Origin of the sequence: Providencia sp. PROV114, assembly GCF_032704305.1 — a bacterium.
GTDB lineage: Bacteria > Pseudomonadota > Gammaproteobacteria > Enterobacterales > Enterobacteriaceae > Providencia > Providencia rettgeri.
This window is the reverse complement of the sequence record NZ_CP120528.1, coordinates 87015-107302: the sequence shown is the minus strand read 5'-3', so window position 1 is coordinate 107302 and position 20288 is coordinate 87015. Positions and strand designations below refer to the sequence as shown.

Sequence of the window (20288 nt, the reverse complement as noted above, 5' to 3'; positions counted from 1 at the left end):
AGGGTTTAGATATCACTAACACACAGTATAAAGCTTATACAGCACAATAGAAAACGTAATTTATTTGTTAATGATAAGGAAATTAACTATGTATACATCAAAATGGAACATTGGGATCGACCTATATCGAGATAGAATCCAGCTAGTCGCTGCAAAGCGGCGCAGACAATACTGGCATTTATGTGAATGTTGGCAGCAGCAATTACCATTCGAATTAACGGATAATTCTAGCCATCAGCAGTATGAAATTTTACTGGATATTTTATTACAATGGCGTCAGAAATTACCTAAAAAGTGTTCAGTATCCTTCGCATTACCTGCCGTTCGTACAATAAAACAACAAATTTCATTACCCAGTGAAATCAAATTGCCACAACCGGAATTAGGGTGGTACTTACAATCTCAAGCTGAAAAGCGTTTTTCTATGCACGCCCAAGAGCTGGTTATCGACTATCGCGTCATCAAACAACAAGTTTATTTTAATGGGGCTCGCCAGTCAGATATTACCTTTTGGCAAAATCTATTTACAGAAAGCGGGTTTAACCTACTTGCTATTGATGTCGCCCCCATAGCTTTACGTTATGTGGCAAGAAATGCGGGTTTACCCGATGAATGTTGGGTTATTCATTACCGACAAGGTGAATGGCTTTGGTCAGGGCCAACTAGCCAACCAGCGAATTACAACCATTTACAAGATACCGACATACCGACACTTTCCCACTTGCTGCCCTTTCTTGATCGAGATGATACTCCCCCTACTTCGCCTATCTACCTGATTACAGATCATCAACATATTCATCACACCGCTAAGGTTGCTCATCATTGGGAATTACGTCAAGCTTTTCAAAAGCATAATATTAAATTACCGCAATTATTGGGGGATTTTGTGATTGCCGCCGGCCTTGCTTTGCGTCATGGAGATATTTAACTGATGGAACTATACCAAGTTAATTTTCTTCCTTGGCGCCAACAGCAAATAAAAAAGAAGATACGAGAGTTTTTACTCTTTTGTTTTGTGGTTTGCTGTTCAGTAATTATAGCTTGTATTTTTTTACTTTTATTTCAACAAATTGAAATAAATGACCTAAAAAACAGAAAGCATAATAGCCAACTGCAATACGAACAGATACAGCAATTAACATTACAAATCACGGCTCAACAAGCACAGAATAACCGTTTGATGAACAAAAAAAGACAGATAGATAGCATCATGGAAAATAATCAATTTTTACTTAGGCTATTACAAAATCTATCGACTATAACACCGCCCAAAAGTTGGCTCACAAATCTACAGTTAATGGATAACAAAATAGAGATCAAAGCTAACAGTTATGATTTTCAAGATATCAATTCACTCGGCTTACAGCTTAAAAAACACCCTGGTTTGAGCGATATTCAATTGAAAAAAATCAGCCGAATGAATCAATTAAATCGTTTACACCTAACTGCTAAATACCAAGGGGAGTTCGATGAGTGAATCTACACATTCTTTTTGGTATCGCCCTTTTTGGCAACAAACGCTACCGGTTTGCTTCTTCATGGCTCTTTGTATCACTGCTGGGTATTTTTTATACTGGAAAGAAAACCAAAATCAGATCATGGGATTAGCCACTGAGAACCTGAGTTTAACTGAAGCAATTGCAAAAGAAACAAAAACTCTCCGCCACTCACCTTCGTTGCAACAGCTAGAAAAGCAGGCTCAATTGTTAAAACAATCAGTTGATACTAACGAAGCCCCTCTTGAATTACTTACACAGTTAAATACTTTACTTTCTCGTTCTTCAGTCACACTTAATCAATTGCAACCCACAGATATCAATACCTATTTTATGGAGTTCCAAGGCAATTTTGCTGCTATTTATTACGTTATAGAGCAACTTCTTACTCTTCCTCAAACTCAGAGATGGCATTTTCATGACATAAAAATAAATTTAAAACAAGGAGTTATTGTTACCACCATCTCATTTTCTTTTTTCAACAACACTCTTGCTATCAAGGATGATAACCATAATGAATAGCTCACTAACTAACATTCACATGATAATTATTGGAGGACTCCTCTTTTTATCTTCATTTTTAGTCTCTGCCGAAGAAATTAGAGATCCCTTTGCACCACTTACCCCACCTTTAGTAATAGAAAATCAGCCCACTTCGGAGATTACAATAGCGCCGATAGCGCCAAGTAAAACACCACAAGCCGAAAAAATATTTAAATTAGTCTCAATCAATGTTCAAGAGGTTCGTCTCCTATTAGAACACCCTGATACGTCGTTATTATCAAAAAATGCATCTGTCCATCACGATATCACGACAAACAGCCTCATTATTAAAGATGATCCAGACCGATTAGCACTGATTGATGAATGGATAAAACATAAAGATATGCCAAATAAACAAGTGCAAATCACCGCACATATCATTAGTAGCAGCCGAACTGCATTACAAGAATTGGGTTTAGAATGGGGAATGATGGCAGGGGGAAACCTGAGCGCTAATCATTTACATCGTTACAACCGTTACTCTTCAATATCCGGGCAATTTTCCTTCAATGTTCTTAGCCTTGGAGAGGGTTTACTTGAAATGAAACTTAAAGCATTAGAAAAAGAAAATTTGCTTTCTATTATTGCGAGTCCTCGTTTAGTTGCTTCACACCAACAACCCGCAAGTATTCAGCAAGGTACAGAGATCCCCTACGTCACCAGTAATGAAAAGAAAACGCACGTACAATTTAAAGATGCTGTACTCGGGATGGATGTCACTCCCGCTATTGTGCGTGATGAAAAAGTTGAGTTAAATCTAAAAATTAGTCATAACTCGCCTGATACTGCACTCACTAGCAGTCAACATCATCACTTGGCCATCAATAAGCAAGAAATCGCAACGACCGTCACTATCAAAAATAATGAAACACTTATCCTTGGGGGAATTTTTCAGCAAAAACAAGAAAAAACAGAGACGGGGTTACCTTTTTTATCTCACATTCCTTTTCTAGGTACATTATTCACAAATACGGCAGAGCATATAGATAAACGTGTCCTTATCGTTTTTATAACACCAAAACTTATCAATATTTAATATAGAAAAAATAACGCATATACTTCAAATAGTTGAATAAGCAATAAGTCAAAGATGACAAAAAAAAATATTTTTTATGCCATAAACCTACCGGATAAATTTGACGCTGACGTCGTTTTAGCATACAAGGTTATCCATTGAGTGTTCTAACTATCCGTAGATTAAAGAACAAGCTGTCAGTCGCTTATAAAACAGCCACAATTAATGTTGCTCTACACTTAACAGAAATAACTTGCTGATACCAATAGCTAAAAACTGTTAAAAACCATGATAAACAAGGTATTAGACAACATAGACGGCTCAAATATAGAAACCTGCAATTTTAAATATGGCACTTTGCTTGCTTAGTGCCATATTTATATAGTTGCAATTCAGGTTGATGTATTGAGATAATTTTCTTATCTGATCTCACATCATCACTTATGAGGTTTCAGTTTAGGTCCCGCCGCTAATCTGATTGGCGGGGCGGGTAATCATTAACGAATAATCGTAGTAATACCAAAAAACATGGCAGAGAAACGCAATATCTTTCTGGTTGGACCAATGGGTGCTGGCAAAAGTACTATTGGCCGTCAGTTGGCTCAACAGCTTAATATGGAGTTTTTCGACTCTGATCACGAGATAGAAAAACGCACTGGCGCAGATGTAGGCTGGGTATTCGACCTTGAAGGTGAAGAAGGCTTTCGCGATCGCGAAGAAAAAATCATCAATGAGCTTACAGAGAAACAAGGCATTGTTTTAGCAACAGGCGGTGGCTCTGTTAAGTCCAAAGAGACCCGTAATCGCTTATCCGCTCGCGGTGTCGTTGTTTATCTTGAGACCACAATTGAGAAACAATTATCTCGTACACAGCGTGACAAAAAACGTCCACTACTACAAGTTGACGAACCTGCACGTGAAGTTCTTGAGAAACTGGCTGACGAACGTAATCCGATGTATGAAGAAATTGCTGATATTACCATTCATACTGATGAACAAAGCGCTAAAGTTGTTGCCAGCCAAATCATTGAACTATTAGAAAAAAACTAATTATTCATGGTGTTATTTTCAAAAATGAACTTAAGGTAAAGCAAGATGGAAAAAGTCACCGTCACTCTAGACGAACGTAGTTATCCAATCAATATTGCACCCGGCTTATATCAACAAACGGATGCATTTTGGCCATTAACTGCAGGTCAACGAGCAATGGTCGTGACAAATGAAACTCTTGCCCCTATTTATCTTGATAAGATAAAGCATGTTCTTGAATCTTCAGGTGTAAAAGTTGATACCATCATTCTACCGGATGGCGAACAATACAAATCATTATTCATTATGAATGATGTATTTACCGCATTACTTGAAAAACACCATAACCGTGACACCACCCTCATCGCTCTTGGTGGGGGAGTCATTGGCGACTTAACCGGTTTCGCAGCAGCAAGTTATCAGCGTGGAGTGCGTTTTATTCAAGTTCCTACGACCTTATTATCTCAAGTGGACTCTTCTGTCGGTGGTAAAACTGCCGTCAATCATCCATTAGGGAAAAATATGATCGGTGCATTTTATCAACCCGCTTCTGTCGTGATTGATCTCAACTGTTTAAAAACACTTCCCCCAAGAGAACTCGCCTCTGGTTTAGCTGAGGTCATTAAATATGGCATTATCCTCGATAGTGAGTTTTTTAGCTGGCTAGAAGATAATATCGATGCTCTCGTCGCTCTTGATGACCAAGCGATGGCTTACTGTATTCGCCGTTGTTGTGAATTAAAAGCACAAGTCGTTGCGGCAGACGAAAAAGAAACTAGTGGGTTACGTGCACTATTGAACTTAGGCCATACTTTTGGCCATGCTATCGAGGCGCATATGGGCTATGGCGTCTGGTTACATGGTGAAGCTGTCGCGGCTGGCATGGTTATGGCAGCAAAAACAGCTGAGCTACTTGGCCAATTTACTCCTGAACAAACACAGCGGGTGGTCACTCTTTTAGAACGTGCATCACTTCCCGTCACAGGCCCGTCACAAATGAAGCCCGATGATTATCTCCCACATATGATGCGAGATAAAAAAGTGATGGGTGGAAAACTACATTTAATTTTGCCTACCACTATCGGCCATTCGGAAATGCGTTCAGATGTTGATACGCAGACTGTCATTGCGGCAATATCATCCTGTATGTCATAAAACGAAGAAAAACCCGAATTTTTACTGACGTTTTAAAATGTTACTGGTAGATGTTCGCTAAAGTCGTTAAATTATACGGTATGCCTACGCCTATATACGAAACTCTGAAAAAGCGTATTATCAATACCACTTTGGCTAGCGTGGTATTACGAAAGGATATATGCTTTAAAATAAGCAGCGATGCCCTGCTTGGTCGTTAAGAGGTTGTACTGATAAGAGACATTTTATCTCTACTATAGGCAAATTTTATTCGGGAGAGGAAAATGGACGAATTTAAACCAGATAACCAGCCTCAAGGTCAAAATGATCTTAGGCCAGATACATCAGATAGACCGACAGGGCGCTCACGCCAATCATCATCTACTGCAAAACCTAAAATTGCACTCTCACGCCAACATATTATGATTGGTGTAGGTGTTCTGGTTCTATTGCTGCTCATTATTGCTATCAGCTCAGCGTTAAAGGCCCCTACAGAGCATGAAAAGCAACAAACAACGGGTGCAAATAATTCACAGAATATCGACTTATCGGGCTCCTCATCGTTGACAAATTCACAAGGTCAAACGTTATCAGGGCAACCGCAAGAAATTACCGGTTCACAAATCACACCGACACCAACCCAAGGAGAGCCTCAAACTCAACCAAATGGTCTGGGTGAGCGTATCGAAATACCTGGTGATGTCGTTGATGCCTTAAATCAAGGCCAAGTTTCTGTACCAAATACTAACCAACCACAAAATACGACACAGTTAACACCACCAACCGTTAAACCTGTCGAACAGCAACCCGTGGTAAAACCAGTCACACCAGAAAAAACACCTGCAAAACCCGTTGAGCAAAAACATCCTGTGCAGACTAAACAGCCAGCGAAACCTGCATCAACAGCAAGTAGCCAAGGTAGTAATATCATGTCTGCACCAGCTGGTAGCTATACATTACAACTCAGCAGCGCAAGCCGCTCTGATACATTGGAAGCTTTTGCAAAAGAAAACAAACTGGCCAATTACAAAGTCTATAAAACTATACGTAATGGGCAAACCTGGTATGTTCTTATTCACGGAAATTATAGTTCAGTGACCGACGCAAAAAATGCAATAGGAACCTTACCTGCTGCAGTGCAAGCGAAAAAACCGTGGGTTAGAAATATGAAACAAGTCAAACAGGATCAAAAATAACAACGTTTTTCCCCGGGCGCATTATGTTGTCCTGACAGAGTATAGATTTAGTACTCTAAACGATTGTAATAATAAAGACGGCATGAAAAAAAAACGCGCTTTTTTAAAATGGGCTGGGGGCAAATACCCCCTTGTGGAAGAAATCAAAAAACACCTTCCACAAGGTGATTGCTTAATTGAGCCTTTTGTTGGTGCTGGGTCAGTGTTTTTAAACACCAGTTATGATTCCTACATACTGGCAGATATCAACAGTGACCTCATCAACCTCTATAATACAGTTAAAGACCGTGCTGATTCTTTTATCGAAGAAGCCCAGCAAATCTTCACACCTGAATATAATACTTCCGAACAATATTACTTAATGCGTGAAGCCTTTAACCAATCGACCGATACTGAGAAACGCAGTGTCCTTTTTTTATACTTAAACCGCCACTGCTATAATGGGTTATGCCGTTATAATTCTCGTGGTGAATTTAATGTTCCTTTCGGCCGCTATAAAAAGCCCTATTTTCCTAAAGAAGAATTACTGTGGTTTGCTGAAAAATCACAAAATGCGATATTTATGACTCAGCATTATGGTGAAACTTTGCTCAACGCAAAAGAGGGATCTGTTGTCTACTGTGACCCACCCTATGCACCTTTATCAGATACCGCTAATTTCACCGCGTATCATACGAATTCATTTAATTCGCTTGAACAACAAAACTTAGCGATTTTGGCACAAAAGTTATCAACAGAAAGCAAAATCCCTGTCTTGATCTCAAATCATGATACCCCGATGACGAGAGAGTGGTATCATCAAGCCCAATTACATATTGTAAAAGTACGTCGCACTATCAGTAGAAATATATTGAACCGGACAAAAGTCAATGAGTTACTGGCATTATATCCGGGTATACCAAATAGCCTTTCTCCTAGAAAAATAGATAAGAAAAAAACACAGCGCCTTGTACCTAGCGATGAATGGCTCTCAGATAACGATTAATAATCGGAGACAATAATGAAAAACTTTCTCATTGCCCCATCTATTTTATCTGCTGACTTTGCCCGTTTAGGCGAAGATACTGCCAATGTTCTTGCAGCTGGTGCCGATATCGTGCATTTTGATGTTATGGACAACCATTATGTACCAAACTTAACGTTTGGGGCGCCTATATGTAAAGCACTGCGAGACTACGGAATAACCGCACCTATTGATGTCCATTTAATGGTGAAACCCGTTGACCGCATTATCCCTGACTTTGCTAAAGCGGGTGCAACCCATATTAGCTTCCACCCTGAAGCCAGTGAACACGTTGACCGCTCACTGCAGTTAATTCGCGAGCATGGCTGTACCGCAGGGCTAGTATTTAACCCAGCAACCCCACTTAGCTACCTTGATTATGTGATGGATAAAGTCGATATGATCCTGCTCATGTCTGTCAACCCCGGCTTTGGAGGCCAATCCTTTATCCCACAAACACTCAATAAATTGCGCCAAGTCCGTAAATTAATTGATGAGAGTGGTTATGATATTCGTTTGGAAGTCGATGGCGGTGTCAAGGTGAATAATATCGCAGAGATTGCAGCAGCAGGTGCCGACACCTTCGTTGCAGGTTCTGCTATTTTCGACCAACCCGACTATAAAACTGTTATCGACGCGATGCGTAACGAATTACAAAAGGTATCTCAATGACTCAAGTCGTATTAGAGAATATCAAAGCGATAGCTTTCGATTTAGACGGCACTCTCGTAGACAGCGCCAGCGGCTTAGCTGACGCTATCGACAACATGCTCAACGAATTAAATTTCCCTCCCGCAGGTAAAGAACGCGTTTCTATTTGGGTCGGCAATGGGGTTGATATATTAGTTGAGCGAGCGCTTTCTTGGGCAGGAGCCGAAATCACGCCCGAGCTACAAAAAAGAGCGCGAGCCAGTTTTGATAAATTCTATGCAACATCTGTCACAACAGGCAGCCAACTGTTCCCTGAAGTAAAAGACACTTTAGAGCAATTAGCGAAACATGGCCTGCCTATGGGAATTGTAACGAATAAAGCAACCCCATTTATTGCGCCATTATTGAAGAAGTTAGGCATTGAACACTACTTTTCTCTGGTATTGGGTAGCGATGATGTCAAAGCTTTAAAACCGCATCCAGCTCCTCTCTACTTAACGATGGGAACATTCGGTTTACGTAAAGAAGAATTGCTTTTTGTCGGCGATTCTCGTAATGATATTATTGCAGCGAAAAGCGCTGAATGCCCGTGTGTCGGTCTGACCTACGGTTATAACTATGGTGAATCTATTGCACTGAGTGAACCGAACTGTGTATTAACACATTTTTCTGATTTATTACCTGCAATTGGGTTATCTGAAATAAAATAAGCAAGGACATAACTAAATGAGTACTCCCACTGAAAATTTAAAGCAACCCCAAAAACCAATCGTATTCAGCGGCGCACAGCCTTCCGGTGAATTAACCATCGGTAACTATATGGGTGCATTACGTCAGTGGGTACAAATGCAAGATGACTACGATTGCATTTACTGTATCGTTGACCAGCACGCTATCACCGTTCGCCAAGACCCTATCGAGCTGCGTAAAAGAACCCTTGATACACTCGCGCTTTATTTAGCTTGTGGCATTGACCCGAAAAAAAGCACTATTTTTGTTCAGTCCCATGTACCACAACACGCTCAACTGAGCTGGGCGCTTAACTGCTACACCTATTTCGGTGAATTGAGCCGTATGACTCAGTTTAAAGATAAATCTGCCCGTCATGCAGAAAATATCAATGCAGGCCTATTTGATTACCCGGTACTAATGGCAGCCGATATTTTGATTTATCAAACAAATCAAGTACCCGTTGGCATTGACCAGAAACAACATCTTGAATTGAGCCGTGATATTGCTCAACGCTTCAATGCTATTTACGGTGATATTTTCACTGTACCCGATCCATTCATTCCGACTGGTGGTGGTGCCCGTGTTATGGCGCTACAAGATCCAACCAAGAAAATGTCTAAGTCTGATGATAACCGTAACAACGTTATCGCATTATTAGAAGACCCGAAATCTGTCGTGAAAAAAATCAAACGCGCAATGACTGACTCCGAAGAGCCACCGCGTATTCGTTATGATTTAGAAAACAAACCGGGTGTTTCTAACTTATTAGATATCATGTCGGGCGTGACTGGTAAGAAAATCGCAGAACTCGAAGCAGAATTTGAAGGCCAAATGTACGGTCATCTAAAAGGTGCTGTAGCAGAAGCTGTTTCTGGCATGTTAACTACTCTTCAAACTCGCTACCATGAATTCCGTAATGATGAAGCGCTGCTCAACCAAATTATGGATGAAGGTGCAACTAAAGCGGCTGCTCGCGCGCAAGAAACGTTAGATAAAGTTTATGAAGCAATTGGCTTCGTTAAACGCCCAATTTTATAGTTTATTTTTACATAAGTAGGGGAAATGTACGTATTCCCCTACTTTTTATTATAAGGATAGATTAATACCAAAGAGAAATTGATATAATCAATACACTCATTCATTATCATTTCACTATGCCTTGTCCAATAAAACCATTCAATTTTTTAATCAGCTGATAGTTAGGTGTAATTATTATTTAATAATTAAATTCATTTTCTAGAAAGAAGATCTTATTATTCTCTCCTTTCTAATTGATAATAGCATCAGAAAATGATAGTTAACTAAGCATCTTATCAAGACACACTTATCGATAACATAACGAATAATCAAAAAAATCGGTGAGTTTTTAGTGAAAAAAGAGTCGTGGCCAACCTGATTTGACCACAAAAATAATCTAAATTAGATGAGTTAAAATACTATAGGCAATAAGCTAACAACTTTAACTATCAAAGCTAATTAGCTAATTTAAATAAAATATTTTTATTTTCAATATGTTGAATTACTCACTCTGACACACAAAAACAACTCGTTTGACATCAGAGATACTCCAAAGGTTATCTTTTAACAGTGTGAACTTATAGAAAAGAAGATCGTGATTCCCCGCTAAGTATGCCGATATATCAGGCGGCACATTGTCCGTAGCATTTAATTCTACTTTCCCCTTTTTAAAAATGATGGCGTCATCTTTTGTTTTCCCTTGGATAGTCAAAGTTAATACCCTGTCCATGGTATAGCTTTTATTATTATTGTGTACTGTTCCATATTCATTAACGATATATTTATTGTCGTTAACCAAGTGATAAATAACAGAAACCCTACCATAGATCAGCTCTTCTTCTGCTTCATTATTGGTAAAATTAATGACACCATGACAGTTATTCGGTATTGAATATTTTGAGTGAAAAAAATAGAAGCTAGCTACCGCGATAGCCAATATTATGCTACTAACGAACATGTAGATAAATATTGTTTTCGCATTCATAAATATTTTCATCTTTATCTTTTTTGCACCAAGAAAGAATGCTTTCATAAACACCGTTTTTTCCTATAGTCTCACTATCATCATATAAAATGATACCATTTTTATTTTTGCACCTTTCCGCTATATTTTGAGTGTTTTTTTCCATTTCTTTCAAAAAACGCTCTTCATTTGATATTTTTTTTCTTAAAAAAATATCACATCTATCGATGGTTAGCGATTTCACAACAACAGCATTGTACGATTTTGATATATAAAAATAAATTGATATAAACAGTAAAACGATCATTATTAAAATAAAAAAGTATCTCTTTTTTATTTTGATTTTCGTTTTTGCTTTTTTTTCAGAGTTTTTGAACGGCAAGTTTTCGATAGTAGCAGAAGCAACGAATTTAAACCCTTGCTTTGGGATCGTCTCTATTATTTTTTCTAAGCCAAGCTCACTCAAATTCTTTCGTAGCAAAAATATATTTTGACTCAAGTTATGGTTGGAAGATACTCGACCTAATTTCCCCCAGACCTTTTCTAATAAATAGTCTCGACTAATAACTATATTTTGCTTTTTTATGAAAACAGATAATAACTGGCTACAGGGCAATGTTAAGCTTATTATTGTATTATCACGACTTAATGTCTGTGCACTCTCATCATAAATAACTTTATCATTGATAATATATTTCATCACATTAACTTTACTATTAGGTTAACCTTTCATTATATTGCCATATTTGAATACAAAAGATCAACAAACAAATTTCAATTTTTAATGATAACTGAGTGTATCTTTATTTTTCATAAAAAAATTTTTTTATGGATAAAAAGTCACTGACAAGACAATTTTCACCACTATATTTTATTTATTTACATTAAAAATAGATTTCTATAGTACAAAAACAATTAATTTAACAAACTTTTATATCAACAGTTTAGAGTATAAATATTTTTAAATTTATATTTTAGATAAATATTCCGTTAATCTATAAAAACCTGGTTTTTTATTTTGTTTTTTCTTTACTTTGTAGTGAGCGTTTATTTTGTTGAATTTTTACATTAATATTTGAAACTCAAATAACGGACTTATGCTTATTTATTTTTTAATACATATTTAGCCTCTATTCATTTTAGTAATTGAGTACTACTGAATAAGCTGTAAGTAATAAGCTGAAGTAATAAGCTGTAAGTATTATTGTTATTAATCCTATTGTTGTTATTCGTTTTTAATTATAGAAGAGTGTAGAAAATATGAAATTTAACAAAATCACAACTGCTTTAATTTTTACTGCTGGTCTTGCTACTTTTGGTGTTCAGGCAGCAAGTGAGCCAAGTCAAGGTTCAGGTAAAATTACATTTACAGGTTCTATTATTGAAGCTGCATGTTCTATCAATCCAGATTCAACAAACCAAGAAATCGATCTTGGTCAAATTGCAAAATCACAATTGAAAGACAATGGCCAGTCAACTCCTCGTAACTTCGATATCTTATTAGAAAACTGTTCTTTTGAAGAAGAAAGCCCAGTTGGTCCTGGTGAAGATACTCGTGCTTTAGTCGGTAATACAGTAAAAATCACTTTTGGTGGTTCACCAGCTGCAGGCAGTGCAGGTCCAATCAATACATTATTAGGAATTACCGGAACAGCTAAAGGTGCGGGTGTTGCAATCACTGATGGCTCAGGTACCGTAATTGAACTAAACAAAGAAAGTAATGGCCGTGAATTAATCAATGGCGATAATACTCTGAATTTCTCTGCATACTTACAAGGTATCGATGATGCTAGCCTTGCAACAGGTGAATTCACAGCAGTAACTAATTTCACATTATCTTATATGTAATAATTTATTGGCCGGTCAATATCGTCCGGCCACTATTAATTAGGTATAGCCAGGTGATAAAAAGATTAACATTAGTATTATTTGCCATTTTTTCCACTAATGTTATGGCAAATAAACAAGGGCATGGGAGTGTCACACTCAATGGCCAGATAATTGAATCTGCCTGTTCAATACTAACTGATGATATTTATCAGGATATTGATTTTGGAGCTATATCTATTAATTATTTATCAGGTAAAAGTTTATCTCCAATTAAAGATTTTTCTATTCATCTTGTTAATTGTGACTTGAATAAAGAATCAGGAGAAAAATGGATTGATGCAAATATAACATTTTCTGGATTACTGGATATGAATGTTGAAAATACATTTTTAACTACAGGCAGTGCTGAAGGTGTCGGTATAAAAATATATGATAATGAATTTAATGTTGCAAAAGATAAAGAAGCAATGCCAGCTATTGAGTTACAAGATAAAAATACAACTCTATATTATAAGATACAATTAGTAAGAAATAATAAACCACTTAAAGCTGGTAATTATAAAAGTTTTATTCGTTATATGGTTTCTTATCACTAAAAGCTGATAGTCATTTACTAATGAATATCGTTGATTATTCAGTTGAGAGGTGTTATGTGCTAAATTTAAAAAAAATCATTTTCAAAGTATTATTATTAAATTTTTCTCTTATGCTTTTATCCACCATTAACACTGCAAAAGCTGTAGAATTTAATACTGATATCCTTGATGATGATATAAAAAAAAATATAGACATATCTCATTTTTCTCAAGCTGGATATATAATGCCCGGCAGTTACCTTCTTCGACTATACATTAATGAATATGATGTTATGGAATCAGAATTTTCTTTTAAAGAAAGAAATGAGAATGATATCGTTGAAGCATGCATTAAGCCAGAATTTCTTCCTTTTATGGGTTTAAAAGAAAGTGTTATTGGTGATATAAAAACCTGGGATAATGGTAAGTGTATTGATTTTAATTCAATTGATGGCGCATTCGTTAAAGGTGATTTATCCGATGCATCATTAAAAGTATCTATTCCTCAGGCTTGGCTTGAGTACAGTGATGAGAATTGGTTACCTCAATCCTTATGGGATAATGGTATTCCAGGAATCATGCTTGATTATAATATAAACGGTAATTTCATAAAACCAGACGACGGTAATAGTAGCAAAAATATCAGTTCTAACGGAACACTTGGAGTAAATTATGGCGCATGGCGATTCAGAGGAGATTACCAAGCTAGTTATCGTAATTCCTCTAGAAATACTGAAAGCAAGTTCGATTGGAGCCGTATTTATGCATTTAGAGCATTACCGTGGATAACCTCTCAATTAGTCCTAGGTGAAACATATGTAAACTCTGACATATTTGACACTTGGCGTTTTATCGGTGGCTCATTAATTAGTGATGAAAGGATGATACCACCTAAATTGAGAGGATACGCGCCAGAAATTACAGGCGTCGCAAAAACAAATGCAACCGTTATTGTCAGTCAAAAAGGGCGAATTCTTAGTGAAACGACTGTAGCCGCTGGGCCATTTAAAATCTCAGATCTCAATAGTTTTGTTAAAGGCCGTTTAGATGTAAGAGTTGAAGAAGCAGATGGCAGCGTTCAAACTTATACTGCTGACACAGCGACAGTTCCATATTTAACAAGACCTGGGCAAATAAGATATAAATTATTCACCGGTAAACCAAGTGATAATCAACGTCATATTGAAGGACCTTTATTTACATCAGGTGAATTATCTTGGGGTGTTTCTAATGCTTGGTCTGTTTATGGTGGCCTAATACTTTCTAAACCATATCAATCAGTTAGCGTAGGATTAGGAAGAGACTTGTTTTGGCTTGGTGCATTATCAGTCGATCTAACTCAATCTTGGGCTGAGGTCAATAACATAAATGCTAACAATAAAAACCACACAAATAAATTAAATGGTAAATCTTGGCGACTAAGTTATTCCAAACGATTTGATGAATTAGATAGTGATATTACATTTGCAGGATACCGTTTTTCTGAAAAAGATTATATGTCAATGGGGCAATTCATTGATTCATTAAAAGGAAACTATCTATTATCTAAAGGAAAAGAATTATACACTATTACAGCAAGCAAGAATTTTTCAGAACAGCGGTTGAGCACAAATATCAGTTGGAGTCATCAAACCTATTGGGATAAAGATGACATCGATTACTACAGTTTTGCCTTAAATAAGTATATAGATATTGGCGATATACGAGATATATCATTAAACTTAAATCTATCAAGAAGTAAATATAATTATAAATGGGACAATGCTTTATTCATTGGAATGAGCATTCCTCTTCAAAAAGCAACCGTAAGCTATAATGCTAATTACAGTGGAAATACTTACTCTCAAACTGCTGGTTATTATAGCAGGCTAGATAATGGAGATAGTTATAGAATTAATGTTGGCGTTCGCAATGATAATGGTGTTAATCCACAAATAAGTGGGTTTTACGCTCATAGGGGTGATTCGTCTGATTTAAGCTTAAATGCTTCAATTCTCCAAGGTGATTATAAATCGATGGGCTTTTCCTCTAGAGGAGGAATGACAGCAACAAGCCAAGGTATGGCATTACACCCAGGAGGAAATGCGGGAGGAACTCGAGTATTAGTTGATACCGATAAAACCAGCGGTGTACCTATAGGTAATGGAATACATTCGAATAGATATGGCTATGGAGTTATTACGGATATTAGTAGTTATTATAAAGTATCAATTAAATTAGATGTAAATAAATTTGCTGATGATATAGAACCAAAAGGAACACCTGTTAGAGAGAGTGCATTTACTGAAGGTGCTATCGGTTATCATCACTTTGATATTTTAAAAGGGGCGAAAATAATGGCCTCAATAAAATTAAATGATGGCTCTGAACCACCTTTTGGAGCCCTAGTTAAAAATGCCAAAGGAGATGAACTTGGTATTGTTGGAGATAACGGAAATACATGGATAGTTGGTGCTAATAGTGAAGAGATAGCCTTTATAACATTTGGTAAAGATCAGCGTTGCCAAATACGTTTTCCTAAAGAACTCACTACAGGCGACTCTTTACTATTACCTTGTACGATTAATTGAGGTTAACTATTTATTATGAATAAATCTATTATCAATATTGGTACTATTTTGATTTCTTTTTTTACTGTCGCTCATAATGGGTATGCTGCGATAGCGCTTGATAGAACTAGAGCTATTTATCCAGGAAATGAGAAGTCCATTGTCCTTAACATTAAGAATGAAAATAAAAAGTTACCCTATTTAGCACAATCATGGCTTGAAAATGAAGCGGGTGAAAAAATAATTAGCCCATTTCTTACAACTCCACCATTACAGCGGGTCGAGCCAGGAGATAAAAGTGTTATTAAAATAACTAAAACAGCAAATATCAGCCAGTTACCACAAGATAGAGAATCTGTTTTTTATTTCAATGTTAGGGAAGTGCCACCTAAAAGCGACAAACCAAATGTAATGCAATTAGCATTGCAAACAAAGATAAAACTATTTTATAGACCCGAGTCTATCATTCCAGAAAAAAATACTAGATGGGATAACAAAATTATTCTTAATAAAGAAAATGATGGATATATGGTCGAAAACCCAACTCCATATTATATTAACTTGATAGGTATTACAGGTGCAGAGAATCAACCATTAGAGAAAAATTTTGAAGCTGTAATGATTGAACCTAAATCAAATAAAAAAGTAAAGAGTCGGACCTTTCAAAAACCATTTATTAGAACTATCAATGATTTTGGTGGAAAGCCAATTTTAGGCTTTCATTGCCAAGGAAATCGATGTGTTGCTGATGATATTTAAGTAGGAATAATTATGCTACTGATAAAAAATATATACTTAAAGGCTAATTACATTTTATTATTAGTAGCTATCCTATTTTTAACATTTGAAACCTACTCTGATGTTATTGATCGGAATTGGGATGTAGACGGGCTAAACGGGGAACTATATGTACATGGTGAACTACTTGAGTCACCATGTACTTTAGATGAAGAATCGTTAGAACAAGAATTTTCTCTAGGAGAAAGCAATACATCCCAATTTCGTCACGTTGGAGATATGTCATTACCTACATTGATTAACTTAAGATTTAAAGGATGTGGCATAAATAATGGCATTGCTGTTGATGAATTCCACTCTGGTAACTTAATATACACGCCAGATGAAGCAATCATTAAATTACATTTTAATGGTATTCCTGATAGATCAGACTCTAACTTTTTTAAAATTAATGGTGAAGCAAAAGGGATAGCTATTCGTCTTGAAGATAATAGAGGTAACATCATTATACCGAATAAACATCATCATCCTATGATTATATCCAAAGGAAAATCAGGAGTATCATTCACAGCTCAAATTGTAAAAACAAATAATGAGCTAAAAGTCGGTGAATTTAATTCAGTTATAAATATATCTTTGGAATACAAATAAAATGAAAAATGTTTTTTATTTAGTGATTGTATTTTTTATTCCTCAGCTAACTTTTTCGAAAGATACTGATATTCATTTTTATGGAACACTCATATCTGAACCTTGTACATTATCATTGGACTCCGAAGAGCAATTAATTGATTTTGGCCCTATAGTAAAATCAACATTTAATAATAATACAGTCGCAGCTAAAAGAAATGTCAATATTACATTAAATGATTGTGATATATCGATAAGTAAATTTGTTAAATTTACATTTCATGGCGATAAATTTTCTGATAATGAAGAGTTATTTGCAGTTACTGGAGAAGCTAAAGGCATTGCAATTAAACTTATCTCTGAAGATGGTGATAATATTTCACCAGATGTACCAATGAGTGACATTGAACTTTCTTCAGGAACAAATCAATTAAATATTGAAGCTATGTTAGTTGGATATGACCTATCTAAAATTTCAACAGGTAGCTTTTCTTCAGTTGTAACTTTCTCTATGAGTTATGATTAAAATATTGGAGTGATAGTTATATGAAAATTAAATTACATATGATTTTTTTATTGTTATCATTAGGTATGAGTATTGCATTTCAATCTAATGCTGCTCTATCTCTAGATCGCACTCGACTTATTTTTAATGGAAATGAAGAGTCTGTTGAAGTTACAGTTACAAATAATGATAAAAAATCACCTTATCTCATTCACTCTTGGGTTGAAAATGCTAATGGAGAAAAAATAAATGAACCATTAGTAGCTTTACCACCAATACAACGGATTGAGGCTGGAAATAAAACTTTAATCAGATTAAGAGGTTTAGCTAATATACAAAACTTACCTCAAGACAGGGAAAGCCTTTTTTTTCTAAATATCAGAGAAATCCCACCAAAAAGTAATAATAAAAATGCATTACAATTTGCATTACAGACTAGAATTAAAATATTTTATAGACCCGAAAATATTGTTATAAGAAAAAGCACATTAGCAACACCAGGAACCCAAAACATTACCATTTCAAAAGAAAAAAATAAATTTAAAATTTTCAATCCAACTGATTATAACATTAATATGGTTGCTATTAAAAATGGAAATAAAATGCTACATGGGTTTAACCCAGCAGTAATACCACCTAAAGATAACTATGAACTGGATATTCCAAATAATATCGTTCTTCAAACTCCAGTTATTTCAATCGTAAATGATTATGGGACTAGTATTAACATTTCATTTTTATGTAAAAACAATGAATGTAATGTAGAAAAAATAAACCATAAGAGTAATTAAAATGTTAGCAATCAAAAAATTTAATTTAATTATTCTTCCATTATGCTTATTCATTAGTAATACAATAATGGCTAAAGATACTGAAACAATAAAATTTTCTATTGTGGGTAGTGTGGTATCTAAACCACAATGCCAAATTAGTGATAGCAAAACAATTGAAATAAACTTTGGTGATAATATAGGAATTAATAATATTTCATCAGGAAAATATGAAAGAGAAATACCTTACGATATAACATGTGATGGAGAATCGGATGAGCTGCAATTAACACTTAAAATTAGTGGTAATGCCGTGAGTTTTGATCCTGATAACGCAACAGTACGAACTAATGAACAAGAGAATTTAGGAATAAAAATATTTCATGATGGTAAGCCATTTGAATTAGACAAAAGTATTCCGATTAATGCCAATAATATACCTAAGCTTCATGCGGTTCTCATTAAAAATGATGAAGGGGAGCTGATAGAAGGGGAGTTTAATGCTAATGCAACAATTGAAGCTGAATACCAATAAAATTATTAACACAATTTTATATATACTGTTACTAACCATTTTACCATATAGTTCAATGAGTCACGCTGGTTTCGAAGGGGAAATATTTAAGCTTATTAGACACGCAGATGGTTCCGCTACCATTGAAATGGGCGCTGACTTTGAGTTCTACGCATCACTGGCACAACCAGAAGGTTCTGGTTTTAAAGGCTGCTATTCAGGTGATACCGTATCATTAATGGCAGGGAATAAATCTGGTGGTTGGAGTATTATCGATGTTCCTGGAACAGCAGACGGTAACTGTTTCACCCCACTAAGACCAAAGTTTCCAGTAAAAATTGCTGCGGGCAATACAGCTTTACTATTTATAAAAGAAGGAATATGTATAGGGCGTGGGAAGTTAGGGCAAGTCGAATGGCAGTTTATCGACTTTTGTGTTGGTGACGATTCTATTATTGAAATCATTGGCGATGCTGTTTGTAAAATCACACCAATTGAGATTGTTCATGACTACGGACTAGTGAACACGAGTGAAATTAATGGGAAGTCAATAACAACTGATGCGACTATAACCTGCACTCATGAAAAAATTACCACTGGCGATGTCTCTGTCAGCCTGGAGTTTCAAAATTTAGTTGATGACAAATTATACCTTAGAGATGATAAAAGTATTTACTCTACGTTAGATCTTGATGATAAAGGTCCATCCGAAAACATTAAAGTACCGGTTAATCAATCCATCAACGTAAAGGTTAGAAGCACCTTATCTGCAAATGATAATGTCATTGGCGGTGATTTTTCTGGCAGTACACTGTTAGTAATGACTTATAATTAACCCAATATTATAAACTGTTATTAATAATATTATTGTATTTTGAATATATGATATTACGCGATTTAATGAAAAAGCTTGATGTTTAATCCAAAATATCCTTCAATTTTCATTTGTCATATAAGGAATTAATTAACGATGTTTACACTTAAAAAACCCTTAATAATTAAAGATGATCGTTTAGCTCTCACCATGCTAATTGGCCGTGAAATCGCTTATTTGAGAAAAGCAAAAGGCTTATCAGGAGCTGAATTAGGTAAATCTGTCGGCCTTAGTCAACAACAGATTTCTCGCTATGAAAGAGGGATAGCAAGGTTAGACTTAGGTTTAATGATATATTTACTATCAAAATTAGATATATCTTTCAATGACTTTATTACTCGATTAGTTAAAGAGGTCAAAGTAAATTACCCAGCATTATATCGAAAATACCATTTTTTATTTTCATCCGATAGAAATATAGAAAGTACAGACATTTTTTATTTTAAACCCATAAATTAGCATAGATAATTTTTAATTTATAACCATATGAGCCATGAACTTTATTATTTCAACACTTCTATAA

At 35.7% G+C, this 20288-nt stretch carries 23 protein-coding genes; 21 read left to right on the top strand and 2 right to left on the bottom strand.

The window, feature by feature from the left end:
• Positions 1-88 precede the first annotated feature (88 nt).
• The 11 genes from P3L37_RS00460 to trpS all read left to right on the top strand — a co-directional run bounded on the left by P3L37_RS00460 (position 89) and on the right by trpS (position 9837).
• Positions 89-928, top strand: coding sequence for a pilus assembly protein PilM (locus tag P3L37_RS00460; RefSeq protein WP_109913171.1), 840 nt, complete (start codon positions 89-91; stop codon positions 926-928).
• Between the two features lie 3 nt (positions 929-931).
• Positions 932-1477 (top strand): PilN domain-containing protein, encoded by a 546-nt coding sequence (locus tag P3L37_RS00455; RefSeq protein WP_109913172.1) that lies wholly within the window; start codon positions 932-934, stop codon positions 1475-1477.
• Positions 1470-2018 carry a hypothetical protein gene (locus P3L37_RS00450; RefSeq protein ID WP_109913173.1) on the top strand — a complete coding sequence of 183 codons (549 nt, stop codon included), beginning with the start codon at positions 1470-1472 and terminating at the stop codon, positions 2016-2018. The genes P3L37_RS00455 and P3L37_RS00450 overlap by 8 nt, the downstream gene beginning before the upstream one ends.
• Positions 2011-3075 carry a transporter gene (locus P3L37_RS00445; protein ID WP_231136994.1) on the top strand — a complete coding sequence of 355 codons (1065 nt, stop codon included), beginning with the start codon at positions 2011-2013 and terminating at the stop codon, positions 3073-3075. Before P3L37_RS00450 ends, P3L37_RS00445 begins: the two co-directional genes overlap by 8 nt.
• Before the next feature lie 507 nt (positions 3076-3582).
• The gene (aroK, locus tag P3L37_RS00440) at positions 3583-4104 is read left to right on the top strand and encodes a shikimate kinase AroK (protein ID WP_004906592.1); all 522 of its coding nucleotides are present in this window, start codon (positions 3583-3585) and stop codon (positions 4102-4104) included.
• 45 nt (positions 4105-4149) lie between these two features.
• A complete protein-coding gene (gene aroB / locus P3L37_RS00435; protein WP_004906595.1) occupies positions 4150-5238 on the top strand; it encodes a 3-dehydroquinate synthase in 1089 nt (362 codons plus the stop codon).
• Positions 5239-5501: 263 nt separating this feature from the next.
• On the top strand, positions 5502-6413 hold the full coding sequence (locus tag P3L37_RS00430) for an SPOR domain-containing protein (RefSeq protein WP_004906598.1): 912 nt from the start codon (positions 5502-5504) through the stop codon (positions 6411-6413).
• Positions 6414-6495: 82 nt separating this feature from the next.
• The gene (dam, locus tag P3L37_RS00425) at positions 6496-7398 is read left to right on the top strand and encodes an adenine-specific DNA-methyltransferase (protein WP_198635205.1); all 903 of its coding nucleotides are present in this window, start codon (positions 6496-6498) and stop codon (positions 7396-7398) included.
• 15 nt (positions 7399-7413) lie between these two features.
• Positions 7414-8088: a ribulose-phosphate 3-epimerase gene (gene rpe, locus P3L37_RS00420; RefSeq protein ID WP_004263207.1), complete on the top strand. Its 675-nt coding sequence runs from the start codon at positions 7414-7416 to the stop codon at positions 8086-8088.
• Positions 8085-8777 (top strand): phosphoglycolate phosphatase, encoded by a 693-nt coding sequence (locus P3L37_RS00415; protein WP_109913175.1) that lies wholly within the window; start codon positions 8085-8087, stop codon positions 8775-8777. The genes rpe and P3L37_RS00415 overlap by 4 nt, the downstream gene beginning before the upstream one ends.
• Positions 8778-8793: 16 nt before the next feature.
• A complete protein-coding gene (gene trpS, locus P3L37_RS00410; protein WP_109913176.1) occupies positions 8794-9837 on the top strand; it encodes a tryptophan--tRNA ligase in 1044 nt (347 codons plus the stop codon).
• A gap of 481 nt (positions 9838-10318) precedes the next feature.
• Here the strand turns inward: trpS and P3L37_RS00405 are convergent, their stop codons facing one another.
• Together P3L37_RS00405 and P3L37_RS00400 are read right to left on the bottom strand one after the other, a co-directional pair.
• Positions 10319-10753, bottom strand: a complete 435-nt coding sequence (locus tag P3L37_RS00405; RefSeq protein ID WP_164528241.1) for a hypothetical protein — start codon at positions 10751-10753, stop codon at positions 10319-10321.
• A gap of 10 nt (positions 10754-10763) precedes the next feature.
• Positions 10764-11480 carry a transcriptional regulator gene (locus P3L37_RS00400; RefSeq protein ID WP_110731515.1) on the bottom strand — a complete coding sequence of 239 codons (717 nt, stop codon included), beginning with the start codon at positions 11478-11480 and terminating at the stop codon, positions 10764-10766.
• Positions 11481-12040: 560 nt separating this feature from the next.
• Between P3L37_RS00400 and P3L37_RS00395 the strand changes: the two genes are divergently transcribed.
• The 10 genes from P3L37_RS00395 (at position 12041) to P3L37_RS00350 (ending at position 20224) form a co-directional block, all read left to right on the top strand.
• The gene (locus P3L37_RS00395; RefSeq protein WP_109913231.1) at positions 12041-12628 is read left to right on the top strand and encodes a fimbrial protein; all 588 of its coding nucleotides are present in this window, start codon (positions 12041-12043) and stop codon (positions 12626-12628) included.
• A 53-nt stretch (positions 12629-12681) separates the two neighbouring features.
• Complete coding sequence (locus P3L37_RS00390) at positions 12682-13206, top strand: fimbrial protein (protein ID WP_109913232.1); 525 nt, start codon at positions 12682-12684, stop codon at positions 13204-13206.
• A 56-nt stretch (positions 13207-13262) separates the two neighbouring features.
• Positions 13263-15755: a fimbria/pilus outer membrane usher protein gene (locus P3L37_RS00385; protein WP_162598878.1), complete on the top strand. Its 2493-nt coding sequence runs from the start codon at positions 13263-13265 to the stop codon at positions 15753-15755.
• 15 nt (positions 15756-15770) lie between these two features.
• Entirely contained in the window at positions 15771-16493 is a 723-nt protein-coding gene (locus P3L37_RS00380) for a fimbria/pilus periplasmic chaperone (RefSeq protein ID WP_109913233.1), read from the top strand.
• A 12-nt stretch (positions 16494-16505) separates the two neighbouring features.
• Positions 16506-17123: a fimbrial protein gene (locus tag P3L37_RS00375; RefSeq protein ID WP_109913234.1), complete on the top strand. Its 618-nt coding sequence runs from the start codon at positions 16506-16508 to the stop codon at positions 17121-17123.
• Between the two features lies 1 nt (position 17124).
• Positions 17125-17628 carry a fimbrial protein gene (locus tag P3L37_RS00370; RefSeq protein ID WP_109913235.1) on the top strand — a complete coding sequence of 168 codons (504 nt, stop codon included), beginning with the start codon at positions 17125-17127 and terminating at the stop codon, positions 17626-17628.
• Between the two features lie 20 nt (positions 17629-17648).
• Complete coding sequence (locus P3L37_RS00365) at positions 17649-18398, top strand: fimbria/pilus periplasmic chaperone (protein ID WP_109913236.1); 750 nt, start codon at positions 17649-17651, stop codon at positions 18396-18398.
• 1 nt (position 18399) lies between these two features.
• Complete coding sequence (locus tag P3L37_RS00360) at positions 18400-18912, top strand: fimbrial protein (protein ID WP_109913237.1); 513 nt, start codon at positions 18400-18402, stop codon at positions 18910-18912.
• A complete protein-coding gene (locus P3L37_RS00355; protein ID WP_109913238.1) occupies positions 18878-19726 on the top strand; it encodes a hypothetical protein in 849 nt (282 codons plus the stop codon). Before P3L37_RS00360 ends, P3L37_RS00355 begins: the two co-directional genes overlap by 35 nt.
• Positions 19727-19861: 135 nt before the next feature.
• The gene (locus P3L37_RS00350) at positions 19862-20224 is read left to right on the top strand and encodes a helix-turn-helix domain-containing protein (protein ID WP_109913239.1); all 363 of its coding nucleotides are present in this window, start codon (positions 19862-19864) and stop codon (positions 20222-20224) included.
• Positions 20225-20288: the final 64 nt, after the last annotated feature.